This is a genomic window from Pseudomonas sp. StFLB209, assembly GCF_000829415.1.
Taxonomy (GTDB): Bacteria; Pseudomonadota; Gammaproteobacteria; order Pseudomonadales; family Pseudomonadaceae; genus Aquipseudomonas.
In genome coordinates this window covers 3,463,786-3,488,745 of the sequence record NZ_AP014637.1, presented here as the reverse complement: position 1 = coordinate 3,488,745, position 24,960 = coordinate 3,463,786, and the positions used below count along the sequence as shown (strand labels likewise).

Here is a 24,960-nt window from a genome sequence, read left to right as displayed (position 1 = left end):
TGAACCTGCGGCCCGAAACCGGATGTGCCTCAATGTTACGAATCAACGAACTCAAGCTGCCCCTCGATCACCCCGATGAAGAGCTGCGTGCCGCCCTGGTCCAGCGTCTGGGCATCACCGACAGCGACCTGCTGGATTTCACCGTGTTCAAGCGCAGCTACGATGCGCGCAAGAAATCCACCGAGCTGTTCTTCATCTACACCCTGGACTTCACGGTCCGCGACGAAGCAGCGCTGCTGGACAAACTGGCCAACGACCGGCAGATCGGTCCGGCGCCAGATGTCAGCTATAAGTTCGTCGGCCACGCCCCACAAGGCTTCGATCGCCGTCCGGTGGTCATCGGTTTCGGCCCGTGCGGTATCTTCGCCGGTCTGCTGCTGGCCCAGATGGGCTTCAAACCGATCGTGCTGGAGCGCGGCAAGGAAGTCCGCCAGCGCACCAAAGACACTTGGGGTCTGTGGCGCAAAAGCATCCTCAACACCGAGTCCAACGTGCAATTTGGCGAAGGCGGCGCCGGCACGTTCTCCGATGGCAAGCTCTACAGCCAGATCAAGGACCCGTTGTTTCATGGTCGCAAAGTGCTGCATGAGTTCGTCAAGGCCGGTGCGCCGGACGAAATTCTGTATGTCAGCAAACCGCACATCGGCACCTTCCGCCTGACCGGCATGGTCGAGAACATGCGCGCCGAAATCATCGCGCTGGGCGGCGAGGTGCGTTTCGAGCACAAGGTCACTGACCTGCTGATCGAAGACGGCCAGCTACAAGGCGTCGAACTGGCCAACGGCGAGCGCATCGACTCGCAACATGTGGTGCTGGCGCTGGGTCACAGCGCCCGTGACACCTTCCGCATGCTGCACGGGCGGGGCGTGTACATGGAAGCCAAGCCGTTTTCGGTAGGTTTTCGGATCGAACACCCGCAGACCCTGATCGACCAGGCGCGGCTGGGCAAGTATGCCGGCCACCCGAAACTGGGTGCGGCCGACTACAAGCTGGTGTATCACGCCAGCAACAACCGTTCGGTATACAGCTTCTGCATGTGCCCGGGCGGCACGGTGGTGGCAGCCACTTCCGAACCGAACCGCGTCGTGACCAACGGCATGAGCCAGTATTCGCGCAATGAGCGCAATGCCAACTCCGGCCTGGTGGTGGGCATCGACCCCGAGCGTGACTACCCCGGCGGACCACTGGCGGGTATCGAGTTCCAGGAGCGCCTGGAGTCGCTGGCCTATGAGCTGGGCGGCAGCAACTATGAAGCCCCGGCGCAACTGGTCGGTGATTTCATTGCCGGCAAGGCGTCCACCGCACTGGGCAGCGTCGAGCCGTCCTACAAGCCCGGCGTGAAACTGGTGGACCTGGCCCAGGCCCTGCCGGCCTTCGCCATCGATGCGATCCGCGAAGCACTGCCGGTGTTCGACCGGCAGATCAAGGGCTACGCCCTGCATGACGCCGTGCTCACCGGGCTTGAAACCCGCACCTCGGCGCCGGTGCGCATCACCCGTGGCAAAGACATGCAGAGCCTCAACGTCAAGGGGCTGTACCCGGCGGGTGAAGGCGCAGGCTACGCTGGCGGCATTCTGTCGGCAGGTGTGGACGGTATCCGCATTGCCGAAGCGGTAGCGCGAGATCTGCTGGGTCTCGCTGATTGATGACAGGCGGCTGGGCGGTTCTCCGCTCAGCCGCGACCAACGATAATTTACAGAAACGTCCTACAGTATTAAGAGACGCTTCCACCACAGAATCTGTGGGGGGGCCGTTAAACTTTTCGCAACTCCGGACACCCCCGTAGCTGTGCAAAATGCTGGCGCAATGCCTGCTGTTACGAACCCGGTGTCTTTTCTTCCCTCTGGAGAGCGATCCGGCCCATGCGCACTACGATCATCCGTTTCTTTCAACTCGAAGCCGCCGGTGGCCTGCTGCTGATCGCCGCCGCTGCGGCTGCGCTGATCATCAACAATTCGCCACGGTCCTGGCTGTACAATGCCTTTCTCGAGGCCCCGGTAGTCGCCCAGATCGGCAGCCTGCAAATCGCCAAGCCGGCATTGCTATGGATCAACGACGGGCTGATGGCGCTGTTCTTTCTGGTCATTGGCCTGGAGGTCAAACGCGAGATCCTCGAGGGCCATCTTTCCAACCCTGCACAGATCATCCTGCCCGGCGCGGCCGCCATCGGCGGCATGGTCGTGCCAGCCGCCATCTACGTGCTGCTCAATATGAACAACAGCACGGCATTGGGCGGCTGGGCAATCCCCATGGCCACTGATATTGCCTTCGCGCTTGGCGTGCTGGCGCTGCTCGGCAAGCGCGTGCCGTTGTCGCTCAAACTGTTTCTCATGACCCTGGCGATCATCGACGATCTGGGCGCGATCATCGTCATCGCGCTGTTCTATTCAGGTGAACTGTCGCACCTGGCACTGGGCCTGGCGGCGCTGTCATTGCTGACGCTGATCATCCTCAATCGCCTGGGCGTCGTGCGTCTGGCGCCTTACCTGTTGGTTGGCCTGGTGCTGTGGGTGTGCGTGCTCAAAAGCGGTGTACACGCGACCCTGGCCGGGGTCGCCCTGGCAATGTGTATTCCGCTGCGCACCCAGGCCGGTGAAGACTCGCCGCTGTTGAGCCTGGAGCACGGGCTGCACCCCTGGGTGGCGTTCGCCATCCTGCCGCTGTTTGCCTTCGCCAATGCCGGCGTGCCATTGGCCGGGTTAAGCCTGGAAAGCTTCACCCACCCGGTATCGATGGGCATCAGCGCCGGGCTGTTGCTGGGCAAGACCCTTGGGGTATTCGGCCTGACCTGGCTGGTGGTGGCTTGTGGGCTGGCGAAGTTACCGAGCGAGGCTAACTGGGGTCAGGTACTGGGCGTGTCGATCCTGTGCGGGATTGGCTTCACCATGAGCCTGTTTGTTGGCTCACTGGCCTTTGTGCCGGGTGTCAGCCCGTTTGCCGGTGTAGACCGAATGGGCATTCTGACGGGCTCGTTGCTGGCCGCGCTGATTGGCTATGCGGTAATGGCCATGGCCAGCGCCAAGCGCTGACAGCCCGAGTTGAGTGGCCGCTACACAAGGCTGCAGCGCCACTCATCAAGTTCAGGCCAGCCGCCGCGCCCAGAACGGACGCTCACGGTGACGTACCGGGCCCGCATAGGTGGCCGCCAGATGAGTAAAGTAACGGTCCTGGACCTGCTGCATTTCGGACCAATAGGCGTGCGCAGCAAGGTCGTTGCCTTGCAGATAGCCTTCAATGGCGCTGGCCGCACTGTCAGCCGACGCCAGCGTGTGGAATAAACCTTGCGACGACAGCGGATCGAAAGCCAGCACAGCGTCACCGACCGCGTAGAAGCCTGGCCGCTGCGCGCACCCGCTCAAGTCCAGCGCCACACTGCCTGCCGGGCAGACATGAGTCTGCGCAGCCCCGACATCTGGCGGCAGCACCGCCGCCAACAGCGGCAGACGCCGGGCGCGTTCGAGCAACACCCTGGCGTTACGCAACTCACGCAGTGCCGGATCATCGGCATCCAGATGACAGGCCAGCACCCGTTCACCTGACGGCACACGCACGCTGTACCACCAGCCATCCTGGTCTGCACAAGTGCGGGTACTGCGGTCGACATCGTCCACCTGCGCCGCCAACAGAACATGTACACACACCAGATCATCCGCCGCCTGCCTGCGCAAACCCAGGCTGCGGCACAGCGCTGCATTGCGCCCGGTGGCATCGACGACCACCCTGGCGCGATGCTGCGCCCCCGAATGCTCATCAGCCAGTTGCCAATGCGTGCCATCGTGCTGCACCTCAAGCCGCCCGCGCACCGTAGCGTTCGCGGCCCCTGCTTGGTGCGCAGCGTCGCGCAGCATGGCATCAAAACGCATGCGGTCCAGATGCCAGCCTGGACCTGCCGGGTCGCGCAAGGCGTCGAACCAGACCGGCTCGACGCTATCCCAGACAGAGACACTGGCACAGCGCTCGGCATGGCCGTCAGCCAGGAACCGCTCCAGCAGGTTTTGCCGCCGTAACAGCACGGCAGCCGAACCTGGAAGTGATTCACCGATGCGCCATGTCTGCGCCGTGCGCGTAAAGCCAGACGGCAATTCACGATCCACCACAAGCACCCGATGCCGCCCGGCCAGTCGACGCGCCAGCGCCGAGCCCGCAGGCCCGGCGCCGCACACGATAACGTCCCAGTGCTGTTGAGGTGCGCACCGTGCTGGCTGAATCACACCCTCGGCGTCCCGGCGATGAGCATTTCACGGATGTCGTGATCAACCAGCTCCTGCGCTTCGGAACTCAAATCATCGCCACCGCGATCCTCGACCTGCATCACATCCGGGAAGTCCGGATCGTTGAGGTCCTTATAACGAACCTCGACGATGCCTTGGCGATCAAAGTGATCCACCATCGTCTGCAGTGGATCCGTGATCCCCAGAGTACGGTTCCAGTCAGAACGCTCATTGAAGGCCCGCAGCCGCTCTTCCTTACTCAGGCTGGCATCCACAACCTTGCGGTAGTTATCGGCACTGAGGACCTGATTGGGCACCCGCGCCGGCCAGAAGGTCGGCAAGTGCGGATCATATTGCTTGTCGTAGCCGGAGCGGCAACTGGCGGTATCGGTCTGCCATGGCACCGCCATCCAGCGCGTGATCGAGCCCGGGAACTGCGCATACAGTGGGCCATTGTAGGAAGCCACGCTGGTCGGCGTCAGGTTGGCTCCGTAGTCAGGCTCGGGATTGTCGGCACTGCGGTGACGCCAGCGGTAGGGTTCCATGTACATGGTCGCGTGGCGCACTGGCCAGGTCACTTCACAACCGGGGTGAAATGCATCGGCCAGACAGAATTCCAGCGCGGCACGGTCGAGCGTGGCCGGTTGCTGCTGCAACGGGATCTTGTCGAATTCATACTCCGGAACGTGCTTGGGATCGTAATCGGCAATGAATTTGCCCTCTGCCCAGCGATCCAGCAAAGCCAACTGCGTCGTGCTCAGTGCATTCATCGCACGCGGCGACAGCGGCATCGGCACATTCATCGCATCACCGTAAACCCACGGCCATGGCTTCATCGAAATATCGCCATCTTCCGGGTTACGGAAACTGTTTGCCACCGTGCGGCGCAGTTCGGCATAGGTCTCGCCCGGCTGCGACAGCTTGTGCAAATAGTCCGGCGCCAGGAAATGTTGCGCCATGCCATGGCCGAAGCCGGCCGCAAAGCCGCTGTTCATCCATTGCAGGTCACACATGGCCTTGAAGATCGGCAGGATGTCATCGCGGAAAGAGGGATGCAGCGGAGCTGGCAGTTGCCCTGCCTGGACCGCCAGATCAGTCATCAGCGCATAGAGGGTGCGCACTGACTTCTGCTGAGGTCCGTAGTTGGGTGGCGCAACGACCACCCAGGCCGGAGCGACCTCCAGCTCGCGTCCGTCCAGTCGCACGCGGGCGGTCACCGGGCCGTCGCTGGTATCGTCGTACCAGCCATCATTGTTGGCGAAGGTTACCGGTGCCTTGCCGTCGCAGGAGCCGGATTTGCCATGACCGCCGAAAACTTGCAACCGACCATGGGCGTCGGTGCGCAATTCGCCCAGCGGGACCTCGATGTCAAAAAACTTGCCGCCGCTAAAGCGGTACTCATCACCCTGCGCATTCGGCGACTTGATCGTCCGTGCACCCGGCAAGATCGACAGCGCACTGCGTTGCGGGGCTTTCACGTCCGCGTTGCGCCTGGTTGGCGCCAAGCTTGCAGCCTCAGGAATGTCCAGCGCCAGTTCGAAGTTGTACCAGGCAGCCTTGTGGTTGGCGAGTTCCACCGTCCACTCGACCTGTACCTCCTTGTCCATATACAGCTCGCGGACCACTTTGCCCTGTGCGTCATAGCCGTATATCCGAAATTGCGCGACCTCGCGCTTCAGCGCGCCGGTGCTATCGCGATAAAACCCGGCTGGCTGCGGCTTGGGTTCGACGACCTGCGGTCCGATATAAAACTCGTCCTTTGAATTACCGACCCGTGCAATGCCAATGGACGGGTGAATCTTTGCGTAAACGATATCCTTGTCGCCACTTCTGTCGCCCATTTCGTTTTCCCTTGAAAGAAAAGTCACCATCCGATGTAGGTTTGGCACAGCGAGTAAAGCACAGTAAAAGCATAATGCCATCAACCTTACATTCGAACGTGCGGGCTGGCGGGAAAACAATCTGGCGGGCAAAAAAAACCCGATCACAGTGGATCGGGTTGTTTTTTTGTGAAGCGGATCAAGCTGCGATCAGTGGGTCACCCGGCTGGTGCCGTTGACGGTCATCACCCGGACCCGGTCGCCCACCCGGAATATCTCGTTTTCCTGCACCTGCTGAACATAGGCGCGCATGCTGCCGTCGTCTTCGCGTACGGTGATTTCGACGCCCTGGGTGCGGGTCAGGCCCTCTTCGGTCATCGAGCCGAGCAGGCCGCCGGCGACCGCACCGATCACCGCCGCAACCACACTGCCGCGTCCACCGCCGATAGCGCTGCCGCCCACCCCACCGACCACCGCACCTGCACCGGCGCCAATCGGGGTTTTGGTGCCTTCGATCTTCACCGGACGCAAGGACTGGACAACCCCCAAGCGTACAGTCTGCACCGCCCGCGCTTCGTCACGCGAGTAGGAATCGCCAGTGAGGTTCGAGGTACAGCCGCCCAGTGTCAACGCCATCGCAGCGAACGAAGCAGCCAGCAATACAGATTTGCGCATGAGGGTATCTCCTGAAGATCGAGTAACCATTAGACTCCCGGCCAGCGATGCCGTCACGACCAGGCAGGCTGCATATCGAGTTCATTCAGGCGCCATACAGACAGGCGCCGAGTGATATTCAGACGGCTGCGGCGGGAGATAATTCAGTTGCGATCCTACGGAGCCAGCCGCTCACGAATCCAGCCATCATTTGTTAAACGATAGTTCAAACGGTCATGCAGGCGACTCGGACGCCCCTGCCAGAACTCGATCCGGTCGGGCACCAAACGGTAGCCGCCCCAATGTGCAGGGCATTGCGGCTGGCTGTCAGCGAAGCGCTGTTCAGTGGCGTGCAGCAGTTGCTCAAGCTCGGCGCGGTCGGCAATGACCCTGCTTTGCGGCGACGCCCAAGCCCCCAGCCGGCTGCCCAGCGGACGGACCTGGTAATAATCATCGGACTCTTGCGCGGTGACCTTCGCCACTCGCCCTTCGATGCGTACCTGACGTTCCAGGGTCGGCCAGAAAAAGGTCATGGCGGCAAACGGCTGCCCGGCCATCTGTTGGCCCTTGGCGCTGTCGTAGTTGGTGAAAAAGGTGAAGCCCTGACTGTCCAGAGCCTTGAGCAGCAGCACCCGACAATGCGGGCGACCGTCGGCGTCCACCGTTGCCAGGGTCATGGCATTGGCTTCCACCGGCGCGTGTTCGGTCTTCACCGCTTCAGCGAACCATTGATCAAACAGGGCAAAGGGTTCATCCGGCGCCTGGGCTTCGGTCAGACCGTCGCGGGCGTAGTCACGGCGCATATCGGCCAGGGATGAGGTCATCGGCGGTGCTCCTTCAAGGCTTTGCTGAGCCGGGCAGTTAAGCATAACAGCACGGCACAGGACAGCTTGAAGCGCTGGCGACCTGCTGGCGGTCAATGTTGGCCGCCAGCAGGTCGCCGCTCAGGTCAGTTGCTGGCCTGGGCGTCGGTCTTCTTGGCGACAGCCTTGGCAGGCTCGGCCTTTTTCGCAGTGTCTTTCTTGGCCGCTTCTTTCTTGGCTGGCGCTGCCTTTTTGGCGGTTTCTTTCTTGGCCGGTGCGGCCTTTTTAGCGGTGTCTTTCTTGGCTGGGGCAGCTTTTTTGGCCGGCGCTGGAGCGGCAGCCGCCGGTTTGACGTCCTGTACCGCGACCAGCGTTGGCGCGACCGCCGGTACGTCATAGCGGCTCATCAGCGCGCGCATGGTGTCTTGGCGGGTCAGCAGGATTTCGACGCGGCGGTTCAGGGCACGGCCCTGGGTGCTGTCGTTGGCGGCACGCGGCATCACCGCGCCCATGCCGCGCTGGCTCAGGCGGTTACGTTCCAAGCCGCTGAGGCGGAAGATTGCCGCGACCGACTGGGCACGCTCCTGGCTGATCTTCTGGTTGGTTTCTTTGGCACCGCTGGTGTCGGCGTGACCGAGAATCAGCACGGCAGTCTTGGCATCGCCCTCGACGGCCTTGGCCAGACGGGTAATCGGACCCAGGGTCACCGGCAGCAGCATGGCCGGCCGATCCGGGTTGAACGAGGAGTCGACCGGGGCGGTGATGACCAGCAGGTCGTCACGGCGCTCGAACTGGAAATTGCTGTCCTTGATTGCGCTGCGCACCCGTGGTTCATATTCGTCCAGCCACGCTTGGGTCAGCTTCGGGTCGGGCATCGGCAGAACCTTGGCTTCTTGCGTGGCTTGCTTGCTGTCACTGGAACCGAACGGCCACCACCAGCGGCTGTCGGTCTCGGACTTGGCCACCATGGACGGTGCAGGCTTGGCAGCGGGTTTGTCCTCGGGCTTGCTGGCAACCTTGTCGGCCGCCGCGTCAGCTTTGCCATCGGCAGCAGCTTCGGAGCCAAACGGCCAGTACCATGGGCTGGAGGCGTCAGCCGCAGCATCGGTTTTCGGGGTCTGGGCGCAACCGGTCAGGGCGGCGATGCACAAAGCGATGGCAAGAGTTCTTTTCGAGGACATGGACGACCTACAACGAAAGTGGCAGACAAAAGGACGCGAGCAACGTCGTATAACACGCATCAAGACAGAGTGGAAAAAGAAACCGTTCTACGGTTGGCTTTTACCAGAGAAACTGACAATCGGTATTAAACAAGCACTTATGAGCAATACTTACTGCAAAGACTCACGCAGTATACCCGCCAGTTTCTGGGCACGGGGGTCCATTAGCACGTACGGGCCCAAGGTACTGGTGACAAAGCCAAAGGCCACGTCGTAATCGGGGTCGGCAAAGCCCACCGAACCGCCCGCCCCCGGATGACCGAACGCCCTGGGGCCCAGGCCATAAGTGGCATTGGCGACCGTCGGTTGATCGAGCATGCAGCCCAGCCCAAACCGGGTAGAGGTCAGCAGGGTCTTGTCCTGGCCGAGGCTGTGCTCACGGGTCATCTGACCGAGCAGCTCCGATTCGAGCAGGCTGCCATCCAGCAAACCGCTGTAGAAGCCGGCCAGGCTGCGGGCATTGCCATGACCATTCGCCGCCGGTTGCTGGAAGCGCCGCCACTCAGGTTTGTTGGTACTGGTCAGGATAGAGGGCGGATTGGTGAAGGCCTTGCAGGTAATCGACTGCGGTTCGCGCATCGTGGCTTGCAGCAGGCGCTGCGCGGCTTCGTCACCGGCGTTGCCTTTGCCACGCGCGATGTGCGCAACACGGTGAAACTCTTCATCGGCCAGGCCGATATAAAAATCCAGCCCCAGCGGTTTGGCGACCCGGCCGACGATGGCATCACCCGGCTCGCGGCCATCGGCGCGGCGCAGCATCTCGCCCACCAGCCAGCCGTAGGTGATTGCCGCATAGCCATGGCCCTGCCCCGGCGTCCACCACGGAGTTTCGGCCGCCAGAGCGCCGGTCATGGTGTCCCACTGATACAGCGCTTCGGCCGGCAGCAGGTCACGCAGCGCCGGCAGACCGGCCTGATGACAGAGCAACTGACGCAGGGTAATGGTGTCTTTGCCGGCAGCGGCGAACTCGGGCCACAAACGCGCGACCGGCTCGTCGAGGCGCAGCTTGCCTTCGTCTACCAGTTGCAATGCAGCGACTGCCGCCCATGGCTTGGTGCAGGAAAACAGGTTGGCGATGGTATCGCTGTGCCAGGCCTCGCTGCCGCTCTGGTCAGCCGTGCCGGCCCACAGATCGACGACGGTTTCGCCACCGATCTGGATGCATAGCGCAGCGCCACGCTCCTGAGGATCGTCGAACAGTGCGGCAAACGCCTCACGTACGGCTTCGAATTCAAGCTGGAAATGACCCTGGATCTGCAACGCTTGGCTCCTGGCTGGCGGTTTCGCGGCGGGCTCAGCCGCGCCTGTCAAATGTCGGTTCGCATTGTTTCAGCGATCAGAGCCAATGTGAACCGCGCTTCATGAAATCTCGCGATGAAAGGGTGGCAAGGCATTGAGGATGGCTTTTCCGTAACGCTGGGTCACCAGGCGCCGGTCGAGCAAGGTAATGGTGCCCCGATCAGACTCGGTGCGCAGCAAGCGGCCACAGGCCTGAATCAGTTTCAGCGAGGCGTCGGGCACGGAAATCTCCATGAACGGGTTGCCACCACGGGCTTCGATCCACTCGGCCAGTGCCGCCTCAACCGGGTCGTCCGGTACCGAAAAAGGAATCTTGGCGATCACCACGTGCTCACAGTACGCCCCCGGCAAGTCGACCCCTTCGGCAAAACTCGCCAGGCCGAACAGCACGCTGGACTCGCCGCCGTCGACCCGCGCCTTGTGCTTGTTGAGGGTTTCCTGCTTGGACAGGTTGCCTTGAATGAACACCTGCTTGCGCCAGTCGCGGTCCAGGCCGTCGAACACGTCCTGCATCTGCCGCCGCGACGAGAACAGCACCAGGCTGCCCTTGGAGCCTTCGACCAGCTCCGGCAGGTCGCGGATGATCGCCGCGGTATGCTCGGCGGCATTGCGCGGGTCGGCCTTGAGGTCCGGGACCCGCAATACACCGGCGTCGGCATGGTGAAACGGGCTGGGCACTACCGCTGTCACGGCATCTCTGGGCAGGCCGGAGCGCATCCGGTAACGGTCGAACTTGCCCAGCGCGGTCAGGGTTGCGGAGGTGACCAGCGCGGCATGGGCGACATTCCAGAGGTTGCGGCGCAACATCTCAGCGGCCAGGATCGGGCTGGCATTGACCTCAATATCGAACATCGCGCCACTCTCGGCCAGGCTCAGCCAGCGCGCCATGGGCGGGCTTTCGTCCGGGTCTTCGGCCGTGAAGGCGGTCCACAGCTCCCAGTTGCCCTGGGCACGGGCCAGCAGGGCACCGAACAGGGGATACCATTCTTCGGCCTGATGGCTGGCGATGCCGATATTCACCTCGCCGTCCATGCCCTCCTTGAGCAGGTCAGCCAGGCGGGTAAACAGGTCGTTGAGCCGCGAGAAGCCCTTTTTCAGCTCGATGCCGATGTCGCGGATATGCTCGGGAATCACCCCACCGACGAAGCGGTGGCGCGGCCGTTCGCGGCCTTCGGTGTCTTCACCGGCACGAAAGTCCGCCAGTTGCTCGCAGGCCGCGAACATGAACTGCTGCTGGTTTTTCACTTCGCGGGCCAGCTCCGGCACCTGCTCGATATAACGCCCCAGGTCGCCCGGCAGCGGATTCTGGGCCAGTAACTTGGTGAGGTTCTTGGCGGTCTGTTCCAGCCAGTCGGCGGTGGAGCGCAGCCGCGTGTAATGGGCGAAGTGGCCGATGGCTTTGTCGGGCAGGTGGTGACCTTCGTCGAACACATAGACGGTGTCGCGCGGGTCGGGCAAGACCGCACCACCGCCCAGCGCCAGGTCGGCAAGGACCATATCGTGGTTGGTGACGATTACATCGACCTTGCCCATGCCTTCGCGGGCCTTGTAGAAGGCGCACTGCTGAAAGTTCGGACAATGGCGGCTGGTGCACTGGCTATGGTCGGTGGTCAACCGTGACCAGGTCAGGTCGTCGAGTTCCTGGGGCCAGCTGTCGCGGTCGCCGTCCCATTTGTTGCCAGCCAGTTTCTGCAGCATGCTGTTGAACAGCTTCTGGCTGACTTCATCGACCTCGATCTTGAAGCCCTCTTCCTCGAACAACTGGGCAGTGGCGCTGTTCTGGTTACCCTCCTGCAACAGCAGGTCGAGCTTGGACAGGCACATGTAGCGACCACGCCCCTTGGCCAGAGCAAAGCTGAAGCTAAGGCCGCTGTTGCGCATCAGGTCGGGCAAATCCTTGAAAACGATTTGCTCCTGCAACGCCACGGTAGCGGTGGCGATCACCAGCCGCTTGCCGGCCGCCTTGGCCGCCGGAATCGAGGCAATGGCATACGCGACGGTCTTGCCGGTGCCGGTTCCGGCCTCCACTGCAACCACCGCCGGGTCCCCGCTACGCCGCCCTTCATCGTCGGTCGCGACATCGCCCAACACCTTGGCGACCTCCGCGATCATCAGGCGCTGGCCGTAACGAGGCTTGAGGCTCTTGGCTTCGAGGAAGCGCGAATAGGCGCCCTGGATCTGGGCTTTGAGTTCGGTGCTGATCATTGGCTCGGGATACGGCAAAAGGCTGGATAAATTTTCAGTGTTTCAAAGTGGGCGCTATCATAGCGCGCTAATGCCATCTGCGCTGAACGCATCGCAGCAAATGCATCGTCAGCGGTCGGACAAATCGCCATCAGGAGCCTTCATGAGCGTATCGACTCTTGCCTACACCCTGCATGTTCTGGCGGCCCTGGTCTGGGTCGGCGGCATGTTCTTCGCCTGGATGATTCTGCGCCCGGCAATCATTGCAGCACTTGAGGGTCCCCTGCGCCTGAGATTATGGGTCCAAGTGTTTCCGCGATTTTTTACCTGGGTGTGGCTCGCCATCGTGATCTTGCCGGTTACCGGGGTGGTGTTTGCCCGCCTGAACTACCCGAGCCTGGAGCTGGCGCCGCGTTATGTGCAGGCGATGATGGGCCTGTATGTGGTGATGGTCGCGGTGTTTCTACGCATTCATTCGTTACAGTTGCCCGAGCTGCGTCAGGCGGTGCAAGCCGAACAGTGGGCCGAAGGCGCCGGGGTGCTGGGGCGCATCCGCCGGCTGGTGGGTATCAATCTGTTGATCGGCCTGGCGGTGGTGGCGCTTGCCGCAGCGCGGCCGGCGCTGTGGTCATAGGTCGGCGCAGCCGCTCAGGCGGCGCCGGTCAGAAACGCTGTACGTTCACCACCCCGGCAGGTCCTGCGGCCCCTGCCTGCCCCGCAGCTCCGGCGGTGCCGGCCTTGCCGCCATCGGCGCGGTAGACGATGCAGCCCTTGGACTCACCGCCCTTGCCTGGTTTACCGCCTTCACCGGCCGCACCACCGGCACCGCCGTCGACGTTAACCTTGACGCGCTCGGCGGCAAAGCCCAGTGGCAGCTCCAGACGCACCTGGCCGCCCGCGGCGCCATCATGGCCATTACCACCGGTATCACCGTCATAACCCCGCCCGGCACTGCCCCAGGTGCAACCCGGTGGCTGGCCGTTGGCACCGTCCAGGCCCACGTAGCCTGGCGCGCCGGTACCGCCACGGGCATCCACCGAGAGCTCATCAGCTTGCAATGCCTGGATACGCAAGGTCAGGTTGCGTCCCGGTGTCGGCGCTTTCTGATAAGTGCCCGGCGCACCGCGTGCCGTGATCTGGCTGCCGGTGCCCAGTTGCGCCGTGCCGATCAGCACGTTCAGTGGCTGGCTGCCAGGGACGATCGCGATCCGGGCTTCGTGGCCGAGCAGCAGTTGTTCGACCTTCAGGTCTGTGACCCCGCCGGGAACCAGCAAGGTGCCGTAATCGGCCACTTCCAGGCGCTGAACCTGCAAGACGGTGCCACTGGCCGGCAGGCGCAACAGCGAATGGGACTGCACCTGAATGTCCTGAGCCATGGCCAAGGGGCTGCACAGGGTGGCGAGCAACAGGAATTTACGCATGACGAGCCTCGACGCGTGGACGGCCGATGGCCTGGAGATGAAAGATACCGAATACAAGAATCTTGCCGCGATCGCGCCAGGGCTGGGCGCGGCCACGCAGGCTGGCATTGAACAGCACCAGCTCCAACAGATGGGTCAGCAGGATGAGGCAACCTGCCATGTCGATTACCACGTCAAAGGGACCGGGAGCACCAACCAGCAGGTTGATCAGCACCACTGCCCAGAACCCCAGCATCAACACTTTTCCCAACCCCCAGAACAGCTTCATTTCAGGCCCCTGATCATGTCGTGTATGCAAACGCTTGGCTTTCGCATCATGTGCGCAGCGCGCACAGTAACGCCAAGCCAGCACACAATGCCAGTGACGACAGGGAAATGCAGGGGGCAGAGCAGATAACCGGCCCGGCAACATAGCCGGGCCGGTACAGGGAGCGGTGGATCAGCGGTTGATTTTCACTTCAACGCGGCGGTTGAGCGCGCGGCCTTCAGCGGTCTTGTTGTCCGCGACAGGACGCGACTCGCCTTCACCGGACACCGACACGAACGAGGCGCGTGGCACGCCCGAACTGATCAGGTAATCGGTTACCGAATGCGCACGACGCTCAGAGAGCTTCTGGTTATAGGCATCGCTGCCGACGCTGTCAGTGTGGCCAGTGACGCGCAGTTGCACGGTAGCGGCTTCCTGACGCAGACGGCTGGCAACCACGTCCAGATTGGTGCGGTCGGAAGCGGTCAGGCGCGCCGAGTCGAATTCGAACAGCACTTCCTTGTTGATGTTGATTACCTCTTCACGCGGCAGTGGCGCTGGCGCAGCGGGAATCGGCTCAGGTGCAGGCGCGGCCACGATCGGGCAACCGGTGGCATCGACCGGCGTGCCGCGCGGAGTATCCGGGCACTTGTCGCGGCTGTTCGGTACGCCGTCACCATCATCGTCGCCGTCGCCATGCACCCAGCAATAAGCACCGGCCATCACGCCCACTGCGCCGCCGAGGCTGGCCGCCACCGCTGCGGTCTGGAACGCCCCCACCGCCGCGCCACCGAGGAAGCCGCCAGCGGCACATTTTGGCCAGTCTTCTTTCTGCAAGCCCGCACAACCGGTCAGCACACTGCTCACCAGGATCAAAGGTACCGCTGTCCTAAGCATATTCATTGTTCTGCACTCCCGAGGGGCGGCCGGTTTGCCGCGGAGGTTTTTTGCGACGGCACTTTGCCAGTGCGCTACCGTTTGTCCTTTGCGAAATCGAGAAGGTTCACCGCCGCGGCACAATTAAATTGCCCGCCGAACCGGCGTTTGGTCCCCTGCCACACTGGGTATCGTCGCAAAGGTCCAGACTAGACGATGTGCAGGCATACGGCGAAAAGCCATTTCCCTTACCGGCCGATCCAGTAAACTTTCAGGCCTTGCCCGTTGCCGATAACGCTACGCTTGCACAGTCAAGAGGAACGATAATGACCGCTGCTTTCTCCACCCGCACACCGCAACAGGCGCTGGCCGCCCTGCTCGACCGCTACGCCCCGCAACGCCTGCTGCTGATCGGCAGCGAAACGTTCCCGGCCCTGCAGGCTTTTCGTGAGGCGCACCCAGACACCGAACTGGCCGTCGCCGCGCCCGGGCAACTGCCGACCGAACTGGCCGCCCAACGCTTCGACCTGGCGCTGGTGGTCGATTGCCTTGAACACATCCCGCGGCGCGACGGCCTGCAATTGCTTGGCGGCATCCGCAACCTCAACGCCAGCCGCATCGCGGTGCTGGCTGACCTGCAGGCCTGCGGCTGGCAGGAAACCGACTTCTTCGCCCTGGCCCTGCAAGCCAGCGAACGCTTCAGCCGCGATGAACAGGTGCTGACGCTGTTTACTTACGATTTGCGTGAATACAAACAGGTGCCCGACTGGCTGAATGCCAAGTTCTGGGCCAACCCGGAAAATTTTGGCAAGTACTGGTGGTGATGCATGAGTAGTGCAAGTTGCCCCTGCGGCAGCGGGGATCTGTTGCTGGCCTGCTGCGGTCGCTTTCATGCCGGCCAGCCGGCACCCTGCGCGGAAAAGCTGATGCGTTCGCGCTACAGCGCCTATGTCTTGAGCCAGGTGGATTACCTGCTCGACACCACGCTGCCGGCCCAACAACATGCGCTGGACCGCAACGCCATCGCCCAGTGGAGCGCGCATAGCACCTGGCTGGGCCTGGAGGTGGAAGACACCGAGGTGTTGGGCGGCAAGCCGGAACACGCATTCGTGACCTTCACCGCACGCTGGCACGATGAACACGGCGAACACAGCCACCGCGAACGCTCGGCCTTTGTACAGAATCAGGGGCGCTGGTACTTCATCGACCCCACCGTGCCGCTCAAGCCGGGCCGTAACGATAACTGCCCGTGCGGCAGCGGGCAGAAATTCAAGAAATGCTGTGCCGGCTACCTGCTGTAGCAAAGGCTTGCTCAGAGCAGCTTGAGGTGTGAAGTGTCCGGCGCAGGTCTGGCCTGGGGCTGCTTGTGCTGGCCCATGTCACTGCCAGCCGGCGCCAGAGTGATACCGGACAGATCCAGTCGCGGCGCCTGTGGTGCAGGTTTGGCATCTTGCAGGTCGCTGCCGACCTCGGCCAGCGGCAGGTCGGGGGCATCGACATCGACGAATGCCGCCATGTACAGGTCGCGGGGCGTGACCTGCAACCGCCCGTCACCCGGCTTGGGCTTTTTCAGCCAGGTCGGCGCATCCGGCGGCGGCGCCAGTTCCACTTCCTCGATGCGCGGATGCATATCCACCACCTCGGCCAACGCACCGGCACGCTCCAAAGTCGCCCGGTACTTTTCGGCGGCCTGAGCGTCGAGGTTGTTCTTCAGAACCAGCCGGCGTCCGGAGAACAACAGCGCCATGCGTTGCTCGTCGGCCTGGAACAACCGCGCCAGATTGGCCTTGACCTTGTCTGGCTGGGCACCTGCTACCAGCCGACCGCTGAAGACGATTTCGTAAAGACTCATCACTGCCTCTCTTCAAGCCTGTATCCAAAGTATGGCGCAGGCTTGTCCGCACGAACAACCTGATAGCCTACACTCTGCCAATACTCTCGCCCCTGACGGTCATCGGCATGACACTGACATTCCCACGACTCTGGCTGCTGGCCCTGCTGCTCGGCACCTTGAGCGGCTGCTCAAGCGGATGGGGTTCACGTGCCTGGCAGCCACCACAACTGCGCCTGCTCAAGGTTGAGACCGTCAAAGTGCAGCTATTGCAGCAAGACTTTAAACTGCATTTCGAGGTCGACAACCCCAATGACTCACGCCTTCTGGTGCGCGGTTTGCGCTACAAAATCATGCTGGGTGAGCTGATCCTTGCCGAAGATCAGGTCACCGACTGGTTTCTGGTCGCCGGGCACAGCCATGAAATCTTCGTGGTGCCGGTGCGTACCAACCTGTGGCGCCACGCCAAACCAATTGCCCAGAAGCTCAAGCAGCGCGGGCAGCCGATCCCTTATCGCCTTGAGGGCAAACTCAAGACTGGTCTGTTGTTTCGCGACAGCGTGCGTATTGGGGTCGACGGCGAGATATAATGGCCGCCGATTCAATTTTGGAGCACACCCCGATGAACCAGCCCCACGTCCATGGTCCTGACTGCAACCACGACCACGACCATCATCACCACGAGCACGACGGTCATGTCCATGGCCCGCACTGCAACCACGGCCACCAGGAGCCGGTGCGCAATGCGCTGAAAGACGTTGGCCGCAACGACCCTTGCCCGTGCGGCAGCGACAAGAAATTCAAGAAGTGCCACGGCGCCTGATCGCCAAGCACACCTGACGGCCTGCCTTGCAGGCCGTTTTCATTTGCAGGCCGGTCCTGTGCCGGAGTACAACGACGTCTTCGGGTAAACCGCATGGAGCTGTCAATGATCGACCTGCACTACTGGACCACCCCCAACGGCCACAAGATCACTCTGTTTCTTGAAGAAACCGGCCTTGAACACCGGATCATCCCGGTCAATATCGGCAACAACGAGCAGTTCGAGCCGTCATTTCTGAAGATCGCCCCCAACAACCGCATTCCGGCCATTGTCGACCACACCCCGGCCGACGGCGGCGAGCCGCTGAGCCTGTTTGAGTCAGGCGCCATTTTGCAGTACCTGGCAGAAAAGACCGGCCGGTTCCTGCCTGCCGATTTGCGCGGTCGCCAGGAAACCCTGCAATGGCTGTATTGGCAGATGGGCGGCCTGGGGCCGATGGCCGGGCAGAATCACCATTTCAACCGCTTTGCACCGCAGCAAGTGCCCTACGCCATCAAACGCTATGTGGACGAAACCGCGCGGCTGTATGGTGTGCTGGACAAGCGCCTGGCCGACCGTGAGTTTGTGGCCGGCGACCAGTACAGCATTGCCGACATGGCCATCTACCCGTGGATCGTGCCGCACAGTTTCCAGCAGCAGAACCTGGATGATTTCCCGAACCTCAAGCGCTGGTTCCATGCCATCGAAGCTCGCCCGGCGACCCAGCGGGCCTATGCGCTGGCTGCGCGGATCAACCCGCCCAAATAAACCAGCATGTAGCGCCCTGAAAATATTCCTCCCCTCCCGGCTTGCGTAGCGCCTGCCCGCTCACTAACGTAACAACTTTTTGCAGTTGCCACGCCGCCGGAGTTTCGCCATGGCCTCGCCCGCCCGTTCACGTTTGTCTTCCCGATTTGGTTTTGCCGCCGCGACCGCCGGTTTTCTCGGCCTTGCCGGCTGCCAGTTGGGCGGTGAGGATGCCTCGACCCTGCTGCCGTCTGCCGGCACTGTGGCCATCAAGGGCCTGGAGCAAAACGTATCGATCCGCCGCAATCCGCAAGGCATGGCGCTGATCGAAAGCCACTCGTTCCACGATGCGTTGTTCAGCCTGGGCTACCTGCATGCAGGTGAACGGGTCGGGCAGATGCTCGGCATGCGTCTGCTGGCCCAGGGACGGTTGGCCGAGGTGGTCGGTGCCGAAGCGCTGCCGGTGGACCGGCTGATGCGCGCTGCCAACCTCAAGCGCAGCGCCAGCGAGCTGTACAAGGGTTCATCGCCGCGCCTGCAGAAATTCTTCGAGGTCTACGCCCGTGGCGTCAACGCCTACCTGTTCCGTTATCGCGACAAGCTGCCGGGCGACCTGGCCAGCGCCGGTTATCGGCTGGAGTACTGGCAGCCGGAAGACTCGGCGCTGATTTTCAGCCTGCTGAGCTTCAACCTGTCAGTCAACCTGCAACAAGAACTCTCAGCGCTGGTGCTTAACCAGAAGGTTGGCGCTGACAAACTCGCCTGGCTGCTGCCAAGCGCACCTGACGAAGCGATCGCGTTTGCCGAGGCCGACAAGCTCAAGGGCTTGAGCCTGGCCGGTCAGGGCAAGGAACTGAACGACTTGAACCGCGTGGCCCTGCAATTGGCCGACCTCAACCTGCTGGGCAATGCCGCCTCCAGCAATTGGGCCATCGCCCCGCTACGCAGCCGCAGCGGCAAAAGCCTGCTGGTCAGCGAGCTGCAGGTGCCATCGGGCGCCGCATCAGGCTGGAGCCTGGTGCAGATCAACGCGCCCAAGTATCAGGCCTCCGGGGTCACCATCGCCGGCCTGCCGCTGTTTCTCAGTGGGTTCAACGGCAAGCTGGCCTGGAGCATGGGCAACCTCAAGGGCGACAATCAGGACCTGTTTCTGGAGAAACTCAAGCGCGAGAACAATCGCCTGATGTACCTGGCCGACGGCAAATGGCAACCGGCTGTGAGTCATCAGGAAACCTTCATGGTCAAGGGCAGCCAGCCGGTGCGCGAAACCGTCTACAGCACCCGCCACGGCACGCTGTTGCAGGCCGGGGAGTCCGCCAGCGCATTGGGCGTGGCGTTGCAGATCCCGGACTTCAAGGACGACAAGAGCCTTGATGCGCTGTTTAACCTGTCGCGCGCCAACAACGTCGAACGCGGTTTTGATGCCAGCCGGGAAATCCGCGCCATTGGCCTGAACATGGTATTTGCCGACGCCAGCAACGTCGCCTGGCAGGTCACCGGGCGTTACCCGAACCGCCGTGATGGCCAGGGCCTGTTGCCGTCACCGGGCTGGGACAGCCGTTACGACTGGGACGGCTTTGCCGATGCCATGCTCCACCCTTACGACCAGGATCCGCGTCAGGGCTGGCTGGGCACCGCCAACAACCGCGTAGCCCCCAAAGGCTACGGCATGCAGTTATCCAACACCTGGGGCTACCCGGAGCGCGCCGAACGCCTCGCGGAACTGACCAACGCCGGCAAGCAGGACCTGCGCAGCAGCATCGCCGCGCAATACGACCAGCGCACCCTGTTCGCCGCCAAACTCAAAGCCATGTTCGAAGCACCGGGCATGGCCAAGCCGCTCAAGCAGGCCATTGAGGCCCTGCCCGACGCTGAGCGCGGCAAAGCCCGCGAAGCCTACAGCCGGTTGATGGCCTTCGACGGCAACCTGACCGTAGGTTCTGCCGACGCTGCCATCTACCAATTGTTCCTGCAAGAAAGTGCCCGGCTGACCTTTCAGGATGAACTCGGCGGCGCCGACAGCCCGGCCTGGCAAGCTTTGGTGGCGAATGCCCGCTCGTCGTGGTCGGCGCAGGCCGACCACCTGCTGGGCCGCGACGACAGCCCGTTCTGGGACGACCTCAAAACCCCGCAAAAAGAAGACAAACCAGCGATCCTGGCGCGCAGCCTGGCTGCAGCCATCAGCGCCGGTGAAAGCCAATTGGGCAGCGACCGTAAAGCCTGGCAATGGGGCAAGCTGCACCGCTATGACTGGGCCCCGTCGCGTAACCCGCTGGCCCGCCACCTGGGTGGCGAAGGCCTGTTCCAGCGCAGCCCGGTGCCTGCCGGTGGCGACCACAGCAGCCTCAACCCTGCGGCCTACGCCTGGGGCCAGAGCTTCGACGTACTGCCAAGCGCCAGCCTGCGCATGATCGTTGATTTCAGCCAGGCCGAGCCATTGCAAGCGGTGGTCAGCAGCGGCCAGTCCGGCAACCCGGCCAGCCCGTTCTATGCCAACAGCATTGATGCCTGGCTCAAGGCGCAGTACAGCATCCTGCCGGTGCAGCAGCAGAACTACGAGCGCGGCTATGGCAAGCAACGCCTGACCCTGACTCCAGGCAAGTAACCGACCGCCCGGCCCTTATGCGGGGCCGGGCAGCCACTCCCGATAAAGCGCCAGGCTGGCCAGGTTCTTGTGTTTGGCCTCGATCATGATGTCGAAACGCTCAAGAAACTGCCGCGCATAACCGTTGGTCCAGTGATTCCACATCCGCTCGCTGTGCCCATACAGTTCACGCTTGGTCACGACCTTGAGCAGCTCGCTCATTTCCAGTTTGTCTTCGGCAGCAAAGCCCAGCGCCTGCAAACGCTCCGGGGGTTGTGAGTAATGCATCACCGGGCGCACCCCGCGCCAACTGTCGATGATCTGCGCGACCCGTGGATCAGAGGGGTCGATGTACTGCTCTTCGTTGATCCAGCAGTGATGAATATCCAGCACCACAGGCGCCAGATCGGCCAGTTGCAGGCAGTCATCAACGCCATAGCTCTTCTCTTCGTTCTCGAAGGTGATGCATGTCTGCGCCACCTCAGACAAACGCGGCCACAGCGCACGAATACCCTCGACACCGAAACGCCCGGCGATATGCACGTTGCATTTGAAATCCTGAAAGCGCCGGCCATAACCGAGCATGCGGATCATGTCGGCGTGATACTCGAACTCGGCCAGGCTGTTTTCGACCACCGAGGCATTGTCCGACCCTAGCACGCAGAACTGACCGGGATGAAACGACAGCCGAATGTCTGCCGCCCGCGCCCGCTCGCCAATCGCAGCGAAACAACTGCCCAGCCACTGCTGGATGGACGGCTGCTGGTAAAAATCGCGCAGTTGCGGATGGCTGTAGAACGGCAAGAGATCGCTCGACAACCGCAGCATGCGCAGCGCCGGTGGCAACTGCGCCACGTAATCGAGCAGGCGCAGTTGCGCATCCAGATTGTGCGTAACCACCTCGACCAGCCTGGCCTGGGCCACGGCGGGCTCGACGCTGTTAATCCAGCGCAAGGTGGTGGTACGTGGGTTGAAGGGGCTCTCCACCCGTTTGATCTCGACCTCAGAGAGGCCGCGTTCAGGGTGGCGGTACTGACAAGCGAAACCGATGCGCGCAAGCGTCATGACTCTATCCAGGTTGACGTCATTGCCGTCAGACCACCGACAGCGTCACTCGTCCTGCGCAATGTTCGATGAATTTCGGGCCGCAGGCTTAACATTGCCGGGAGCGGCCGGGCGGCGATCCGCTTCAGCCGCGAAGAGCTTCGCGGATGAATCCGCTCCTACGGTTCAAACCACAAACTTGCCCACCAGCGTATTGAGTTGCACCGCCAGACGGGACAGTTCCTGGCTGGCGATCAGCAAGTTGCGAGTGACGATGGGCAAGCCCCTTGACATCCTCCCCGGCCTGAAGGCCGGAGATTCCTACGGCGCTCAGGCGCGGCACCGAGCCGCCCCCGAGTCGCTTCGGTAGGTTCCTGCTGCTGGCGCCATGACCTCTGCGCTCACTTCACAGGCTAACCGGGCGTGTCCCGCCCTTAGTACATTGATCGCGCCGACCACATCGGCGTTGCCTTCAAAACCACATCCCACACACCTGAACAGCGCCTGCGTCTGGCGGTTGGCCGCCGACACATGGCCGCAACACGGGCACGTGCGGCTGGTATTTTGCGGCGGCACGGCAATCAGCCAGCCGCCGCGCCACGCCAGCTTGTAGTCCAGTTGGCGGCGGAACTCGAACCAGCCCTGATCGAGGATGGCCCTGTTCAGGCCAGATTTGGCACGGACGTTTCTTCCCGGTGCCTCTACCGTGCCTGCCGCCGATCTGGACATATTCCGTACCTGCAAGTCCTCGATACACACCATCGCGTGGTTTTGGCTAATCGTGGTGGAGCACTTGTGCAGGTAGTCGCGGCGGGCATTGCCGATGCGGGAATGAATGCGCTGGACGCAGGCTTTCGCCTTGTTCCAGTTGCGGCTGAATCTGACCTTGCGGCTCATCGCCTGCTGCGCTTTGCACAGCGCGGTTTCATGGCGTTTGAAGCTGTTCAGGGGTGCGTAGAACGAGCCATCCGAAAGCGTGGCGAACCGGGCAATGTCCATGTCGATGCCGACTGCCGCACCCTGTGCCGTGGGCTGCTCATCGACCTCGCGTTCGGTCTGGATGCTCACGAACCACTTGCCACACGACTGGCTCACGGTGATGTTCTTCACCGTGCCAGGCACCTCGCGGCTGTTGCGGTAGCGCAGCCAGCCCAGTTTTGGCAGAAACAGGCGGCTGTTGGTCTGGTCGAGCTTGATCTGTTTCGGGTCGGGATAGCGGAAACTGTCGCGCTGCCCCTTCTTCTTGAACCGGGGAAAGTCGGCTCGCTTGGCGAAGAAGTTGGTGTAGGCCCGTTCCAGATCCTTGAGGCTCTGTTGCAAGGGGTGAACAGGCGCATCGGCCAGCCATGCGGTTGGCGGGCTATTGCGCCATTCGGTCAGCAACTTGCACAGGCCCGCATAGCCGAGCTTGTTCTCGCCTTGCTCGTGGCGCTCCTTCTGCAACGCCAGCGCCTTGTTGAAGACGAAGCGACAGGAACCCGCAAAGCGGCGCATTTGCCGCTCCTGCTGGCCGTCTGGCATGAGTTCGTACTTGAAGGCTTGAAGTCGTTGCATGCTGCTCTTGAGCCATGAGCAATGAAGACGCCATTAGGCGCGGACGGCACGGTGTTTTCAAGATGCATGCCCATGGGGTCTTTGTAACGAAATACCGCCGTAAAAGGCATACTGTATCGCCGTGTTACTTCGCATCATCCTGTGGCGGTGAGTACACCGAACAGCAGCAGACACCCCACTGCAACCAGGGACGGCTACGCCGTCCGCGCGATCCTTCCCCGCCCTGAACGGCGGGGCTTGTCGCGCCCCGATGGTCAGAGTGGTCTACAAAATGGCTGCGTTCGCCAATACTGCGTTGAAATCAGCCTGGATCGCCCGCTGATCCTGCCTGCCAATGTCATGGCGTTTGAGCCATCACAAGGCGTGGCGCAGGGATGCAATCTGCTCCTTGATCCGCTCACAGGTGCTGTCCCACGACATGCCCTGCAACGCACGGTCAGCCAAGGCCTGGAGCCGCGCAGGCTGGCGGGTCAGATCCAGCGCCAGGCCGATGGCTTCGATAAACGCCTGCGGGGTGGCAGCGATGCTCACCACGCCGCTGTCGGCGTAGCACTCAACCACATCATGGATGGGCGTGGACACCACCGGGCGCCCACCGGCGAGGTATTCCAGAGGTTGAGTCGGGCTGATGTAGCGTGTCGATTCATTGATGGCAAACGGCATCAGCGCCACATCCCAACCTGACAGATAGGCCGGCAGCGTCTGGTAGTCGCGCGGCCCCAGGTAATGCAGGTTGGGCTGACGTGGCAGGCTCGCGGGGTCGATCCTGGCCACCGGCCCGATCAGGATGATCTGCCATAGCGGCCGACGCATGGCCAGCTCGCGCAACAGCACAAGGTCCAGTTGCTCATCGAGCACGCCGAAAAACCCCAGCCGCGGTCGGCCGATATCAGCCTGATCGGCAGGCTCGGCCTGGACCAGGCGGGCATGGGCAAAATGCGCGATGTCGACGCTGCCGGGCATCAGGTGCACGTTGTCATGCCGCTCACGCCGCGACTCCCAGAGGCTGAGCCCGCCGGTAAACACCACATCGGCGCGCTCCAGCAGTTGTCGCTCCAGCTCCGCCAGGGCCGGCGGGGCATGGCGCAGCGCCGCCAGTTCGTCCATGCAATCGAAGACCACCACCTGGCCGACCAGATGCCGGGTAAATCGCAGCCCCATGGGGGTGAAGTACCACAACAGCAGGGGCGCTTGGTGATGCTGCGCCAGCCAGCCATCAAGCAACTGCCGTTGCAGGCTGATGATGCGCTGCTCGCCCAGGTCCTGCGGCAACCATGGCACCAGCACCGTGATACCGCCGGCCACCTCACGCACCTCCAGATACGGTTCCGGTCGCTCGTCGAACTGCGGCTCTTCAAAGAACCACACCTCGTAGTCAGTGGCCAACCGCGACATCAACTGTTGCGGTCGCTGCCAGACAAAGTCCCAGCGCAGGTGGCTCAGGCACAACAGCGTCGCTCGTGGCTGGACGGCGGGCGCTGGGCTGAACTGGATGGGCGAAGGGTCGGGTGGTCCGGGCGGTTGTTCAGGTTTCATGTGAGTGTCCTCAGTGCAGCGGCCGAGCGCCCGTCACTACTGCGGTGACGGGCACTCGGCTGCTTGCCAGGCAAGGACCGGGACCACTGAAACTCCGCCTTGTATGGAGTTGGAACACTGCTGGCGG

23 protein-coding genes are annotated in these 24,960 nt (G+C 62.4%); 9 read left to right on the top strand and 14 right to left on the bottom strand.

Annotated elements, in window-relative coordinates; translation table 11 throughout:
- The first annotated feature begins 32 nt into the window (after positions 1-32).
- Both PSCI_RS15535 and nhaA read left to right on the top strand, forming a co-directional pair.
- Positions 33-1,646, top strand: a complete 1,614-nt coding sequence (locus tag PSCI_RS15535) for an NAD(P)/FAD-dependent oxidoreductase (RefSeq protein ID WP_045488510.1) — start codon at positions 33-35, stop codon at positions 1,644-1,646.
- A gap of 216 nt (positions 1,647-1,862) precedes the next feature.
- Positions 1,863-3,029: a Na+/H+ antiporter NhaA gene (nhaA, locus tag PSCI_RS15530; protein WP_045488509.1), complete on the top strand. Its 1,167-nt coding sequence runs from the start codon at positions 1,863-1,865 to the stop codon at positions 3,027-3,029.
- A 51-nt stretch (positions 3,030-3,080) separates the two neighbouring features.
- Here the strand turns inward: nhaA and PSCI_RS15525 are convergent, their stop codons facing one another.
- The 7 genes from PSCI_RS15525 to dinG form a co-directional block, all read right to left on the bottom strand.
- Complete coding sequence (locus PSCI_RS15525; RefSeq protein ID WP_144403260.1) at positions 3,081-4,211, bottom strand: NAD(P)/FAD-dependent oxidoreductase; 1,131 nt, start codon at positions 4,209-4,211, stop codon at positions 3,081-3,083.
- Positions 4,208-6,052: a LodA/GoxA family CTQ-dependent oxidase gene (locus PSCI_RS15520; RefSeq protein ID WP_045488505.1), complete on the bottom strand. Its 1,845-nt coding sequence runs from the start codon at positions 6,050-6,052 to the stop codon at positions 4,208-4,210. The genes PSCI_RS15525 and PSCI_RS15520 overlap by 4 nt, the downstream gene beginning before the upstream one ends.
- Positions 6,053-6,241: 189 nt before the next feature.
- The gene (locus PSCI_RS15515) at positions 6,242-6,706 is read right to left on the bottom strand and encodes a glycine zipper 2TM domain-containing protein (RefSeq protein WP_045488502.1); all 465 of its coding nucleotides are present in this window, start codon (positions 6,704-6,706) and stop codon (positions 6,242-6,244) included.
- A gap of 155 nt (positions 6,707-6,861) precedes the next feature.
- Positions 6,862-7,509, bottom strand: coding sequence for a pyridoxamine 5'-phosphate oxidase (gene pdxH / locus PSCI_RS15510; protein WP_045488500.1), 648 nt, complete (start codon positions 7,507-7,509; stop codon positions 6,862-6,864).
- Between the two features lie 125 nt (positions 7,510-7,634).
- Complete coding sequence (locus tag PSCI_RS15505; RefSeq protein WP_045488497.1) at positions 7,635-8,669, bottom strand: OmpA family protein; 1,035 nt, start codon at positions 8,667-8,669, stop codon at positions 7,635-7,637.
- 150 nt (positions 8,670-8,819) lie between these two features.
- Positions 8,820-9,968, bottom strand: coding sequence for an EstA family serine hydrolase (locus tag PSCI_RS15500; protein WP_045488495.1), 1,149 nt, complete (start codon positions 9,966-9,968; stop codon positions 8,820-8,822).
- Positions 9,969-10,067: 99 nt separating this feature from the next.
- Positions 10,068-12,212: an ATP-dependent DNA helicase DinG gene (gene dinG, locus PSCI_RS15495; RefSeq protein WP_045488493.1), complete on the bottom strand. Its 2,145-nt coding sequence runs from the start codon at positions 12,210-12,212 to the stop codon at positions 10,068-10,070.
- 142 nt (positions 12,213-12,354) lie between these two features.
- Here dinG and PSCI_RS15490 point away from each other — a divergent pair, with 142 nt between their 5' ends.
- Positions 12,355-12,825 (top strand): CopD family protein, encoded by a 471-nt coding sequence (locus PSCI_RS15490; protein WP_045488491.1) that lies wholly within the window; start codon positions 12,355-12,357, stop codon positions 12,823-12,825.
- A 28-nt stretch (positions 12,826-12,853) separates the two neighbouring features.
- Here PSCI_RS15490 and PSCI_RS15485 read toward each other — a convergent pair whose 3' ends face one another.
- From PSCI_RS15485 to PSCI_RS15475, 3 genes are all read right to left on the bottom strand, one after another.
- The gene (locus tag PSCI_RS15485; RefSeq protein ID WP_045488489.1) at positions 12,854-13,612 is read right to left on the bottom strand and encodes a hypothetical protein; all 759 of its coding nucleotides are present in this window, start codon (positions 13,610-13,612) and stop codon (positions 12,854-12,856) included.
- Entirely contained in the window at positions 13,605-13,880 is a 276-nt protein-coding gene (locus PSCI_RS15480) for a DUF1145 domain-containing protein (protein WP_045488487.1), read from the bottom strand. The genes PSCI_RS15485 and PSCI_RS15480 overlap by 8 nt, the downstream gene beginning before the upstream one ends.
- Positions 13,881-14,051: 171 nt before the next feature.
- Positions 14,052-14,762 carry an OmpA family protein gene (locus tag PSCI_RS15475; protein ID WP_045488485.1) on the bottom strand — a complete coding sequence of 237 codons (711 nt, stop codon included), beginning with the start codon at positions 14,760-14,762 and terminating at the stop codon, positions 14,052-14,054.
- A 299-nt stretch (positions 14,763-15,061) separates the two neighbouring features.
- Here PSCI_RS15475 and PSCI_RS15470 point away from each other — a divergent pair, with 299 nt between their 5' ends.
- Positions 15,062-15,559, top strand: coding sequence for a DUF6231 family protein (locus PSCI_RS15470; RefSeq protein WP_045488483.1), 498 nt, complete (start codon positions 15,062-15,064; stop codon positions 15,557-15,559).
- Positions 15,560-15,562: 3 nt separating this feature from the next.
- On the top strand, positions 15,563-16,036 hold the full coding sequence (locus PSCI_RS15465) for a YchJ family protein (RefSeq protein WP_045488481.1): 474 nt from the start codon (positions 15,563-15,565) through the stop codon (positions 16,034-16,036).
- An 11-nt stretch (positions 16,037-16,047) separates the two neighbouring features.
- Here PSCI_RS15465 and PSCI_RS15460 read toward each other — a convergent pair whose 3' ends face one another.
- A complete protein-coding gene (locus tag PSCI_RS15460) occupies positions 16,048-16,587 on the bottom strand; it encodes a hypothetical protein (protein ID WP_045488479.1) in 540 nt (179 codons plus the stop codon).
- Between the two features lie 107 nt (positions 16,588-16,694).
- On the opposite strand from PSCI_RS15460, the gene PSCI_RS15455 reads away from it, so the two are divergent.
- The 4 genes from PSCI_RS15455 (at position 16,695) to PSCI_RS15440 (ending at position 20,720) form a co-directional block, all read left to right on the top strand.
- Positions 16,695-17,156, top strand: coding sequence for an LEA type 2 family protein (locus PSCI_RS15455; RefSeq protein ID WP_045488476.1), 462 nt, complete (start codon positions 16,695-16,697; stop codon positions 17,154-17,156).
- A gap of 32 nt (positions 17,157-17,188) precedes the next feature.
- Positions 17,189-17,389: an SEC-C metal-binding domain-containing protein gene (locus tag PSCI_RS28660; RefSeq protein ID WP_084710242.1), complete on the top strand. Its 201-nt coding sequence runs from the start codon at positions 17,189-17,191 to the stop codon at positions 17,387-17,389.
- Between the two features lie 105 nt (positions 17,390-17,494).
- Entirely contained in the window at positions 17,495-18,136 is a 642-nt protein-coding gene (locus tag PSCI_RS15445; protein WP_045488474.1) for a glutathione binding-like protein, read from the top strand.
- 109 nt (positions 18,137-18,245) lie between these two features.
- Positions 18,246-20,720 carry a penicillin acylase family protein gene (locus PSCI_RS15440; protein WP_045488472.1) on the top strand — a complete coding sequence of 825 codons (2,475 nt, stop codon included), beginning with the start codon at positions 18,246-18,248 and terminating at the stop codon, positions 20,718-20,720.
- Positions 20,721-20,735: 15 nt separating this feature from the next.
- Here PSCI_RS15440 and PSCI_RS15435 read toward each other — a convergent pair whose 3' ends face one another.
- The 3 genes from PSCI_RS15435 to PSCI_RS15425 all read right to left on the bottom strand — a co-directional run bounded on the left by PSCI_RS15435 (position 20,736) and on the right by PSCI_RS15425 (position 24,833).
- Positions 20,736-21,764: a UV damage endonuclease UvsE gene (locus PSCI_RS15435; protein WP_045488469.1), complete on the bottom strand. Its 1,029-nt coding sequence runs from the start codon at positions 21,762-21,764 to the stop codon at positions 20,736-20,738.
- 309 nt (positions 21,765-22,073) lie between these two features.
- Entirely contained in the window at positions 22,074-23,297 is a 1,224-nt protein-coding gene (locus PSCI_RS15430) for an RNA-guided endonuclease InsQ/TnpB family protein (RefSeq protein ID WP_045488466.1), read from the bottom strand.
- Between the two features lie 354 nt (positions 23,298-23,651).
- Entirely contained in the window at positions 23,652-24,833 is a 1,182-nt protein-coding gene (locus PSCI_RS15425; protein WP_084709988.1) for a glycosyltransferase, read from the bottom strand.
- Positions 24,834-24,960 lie beyond the last annotated feature (127 nt).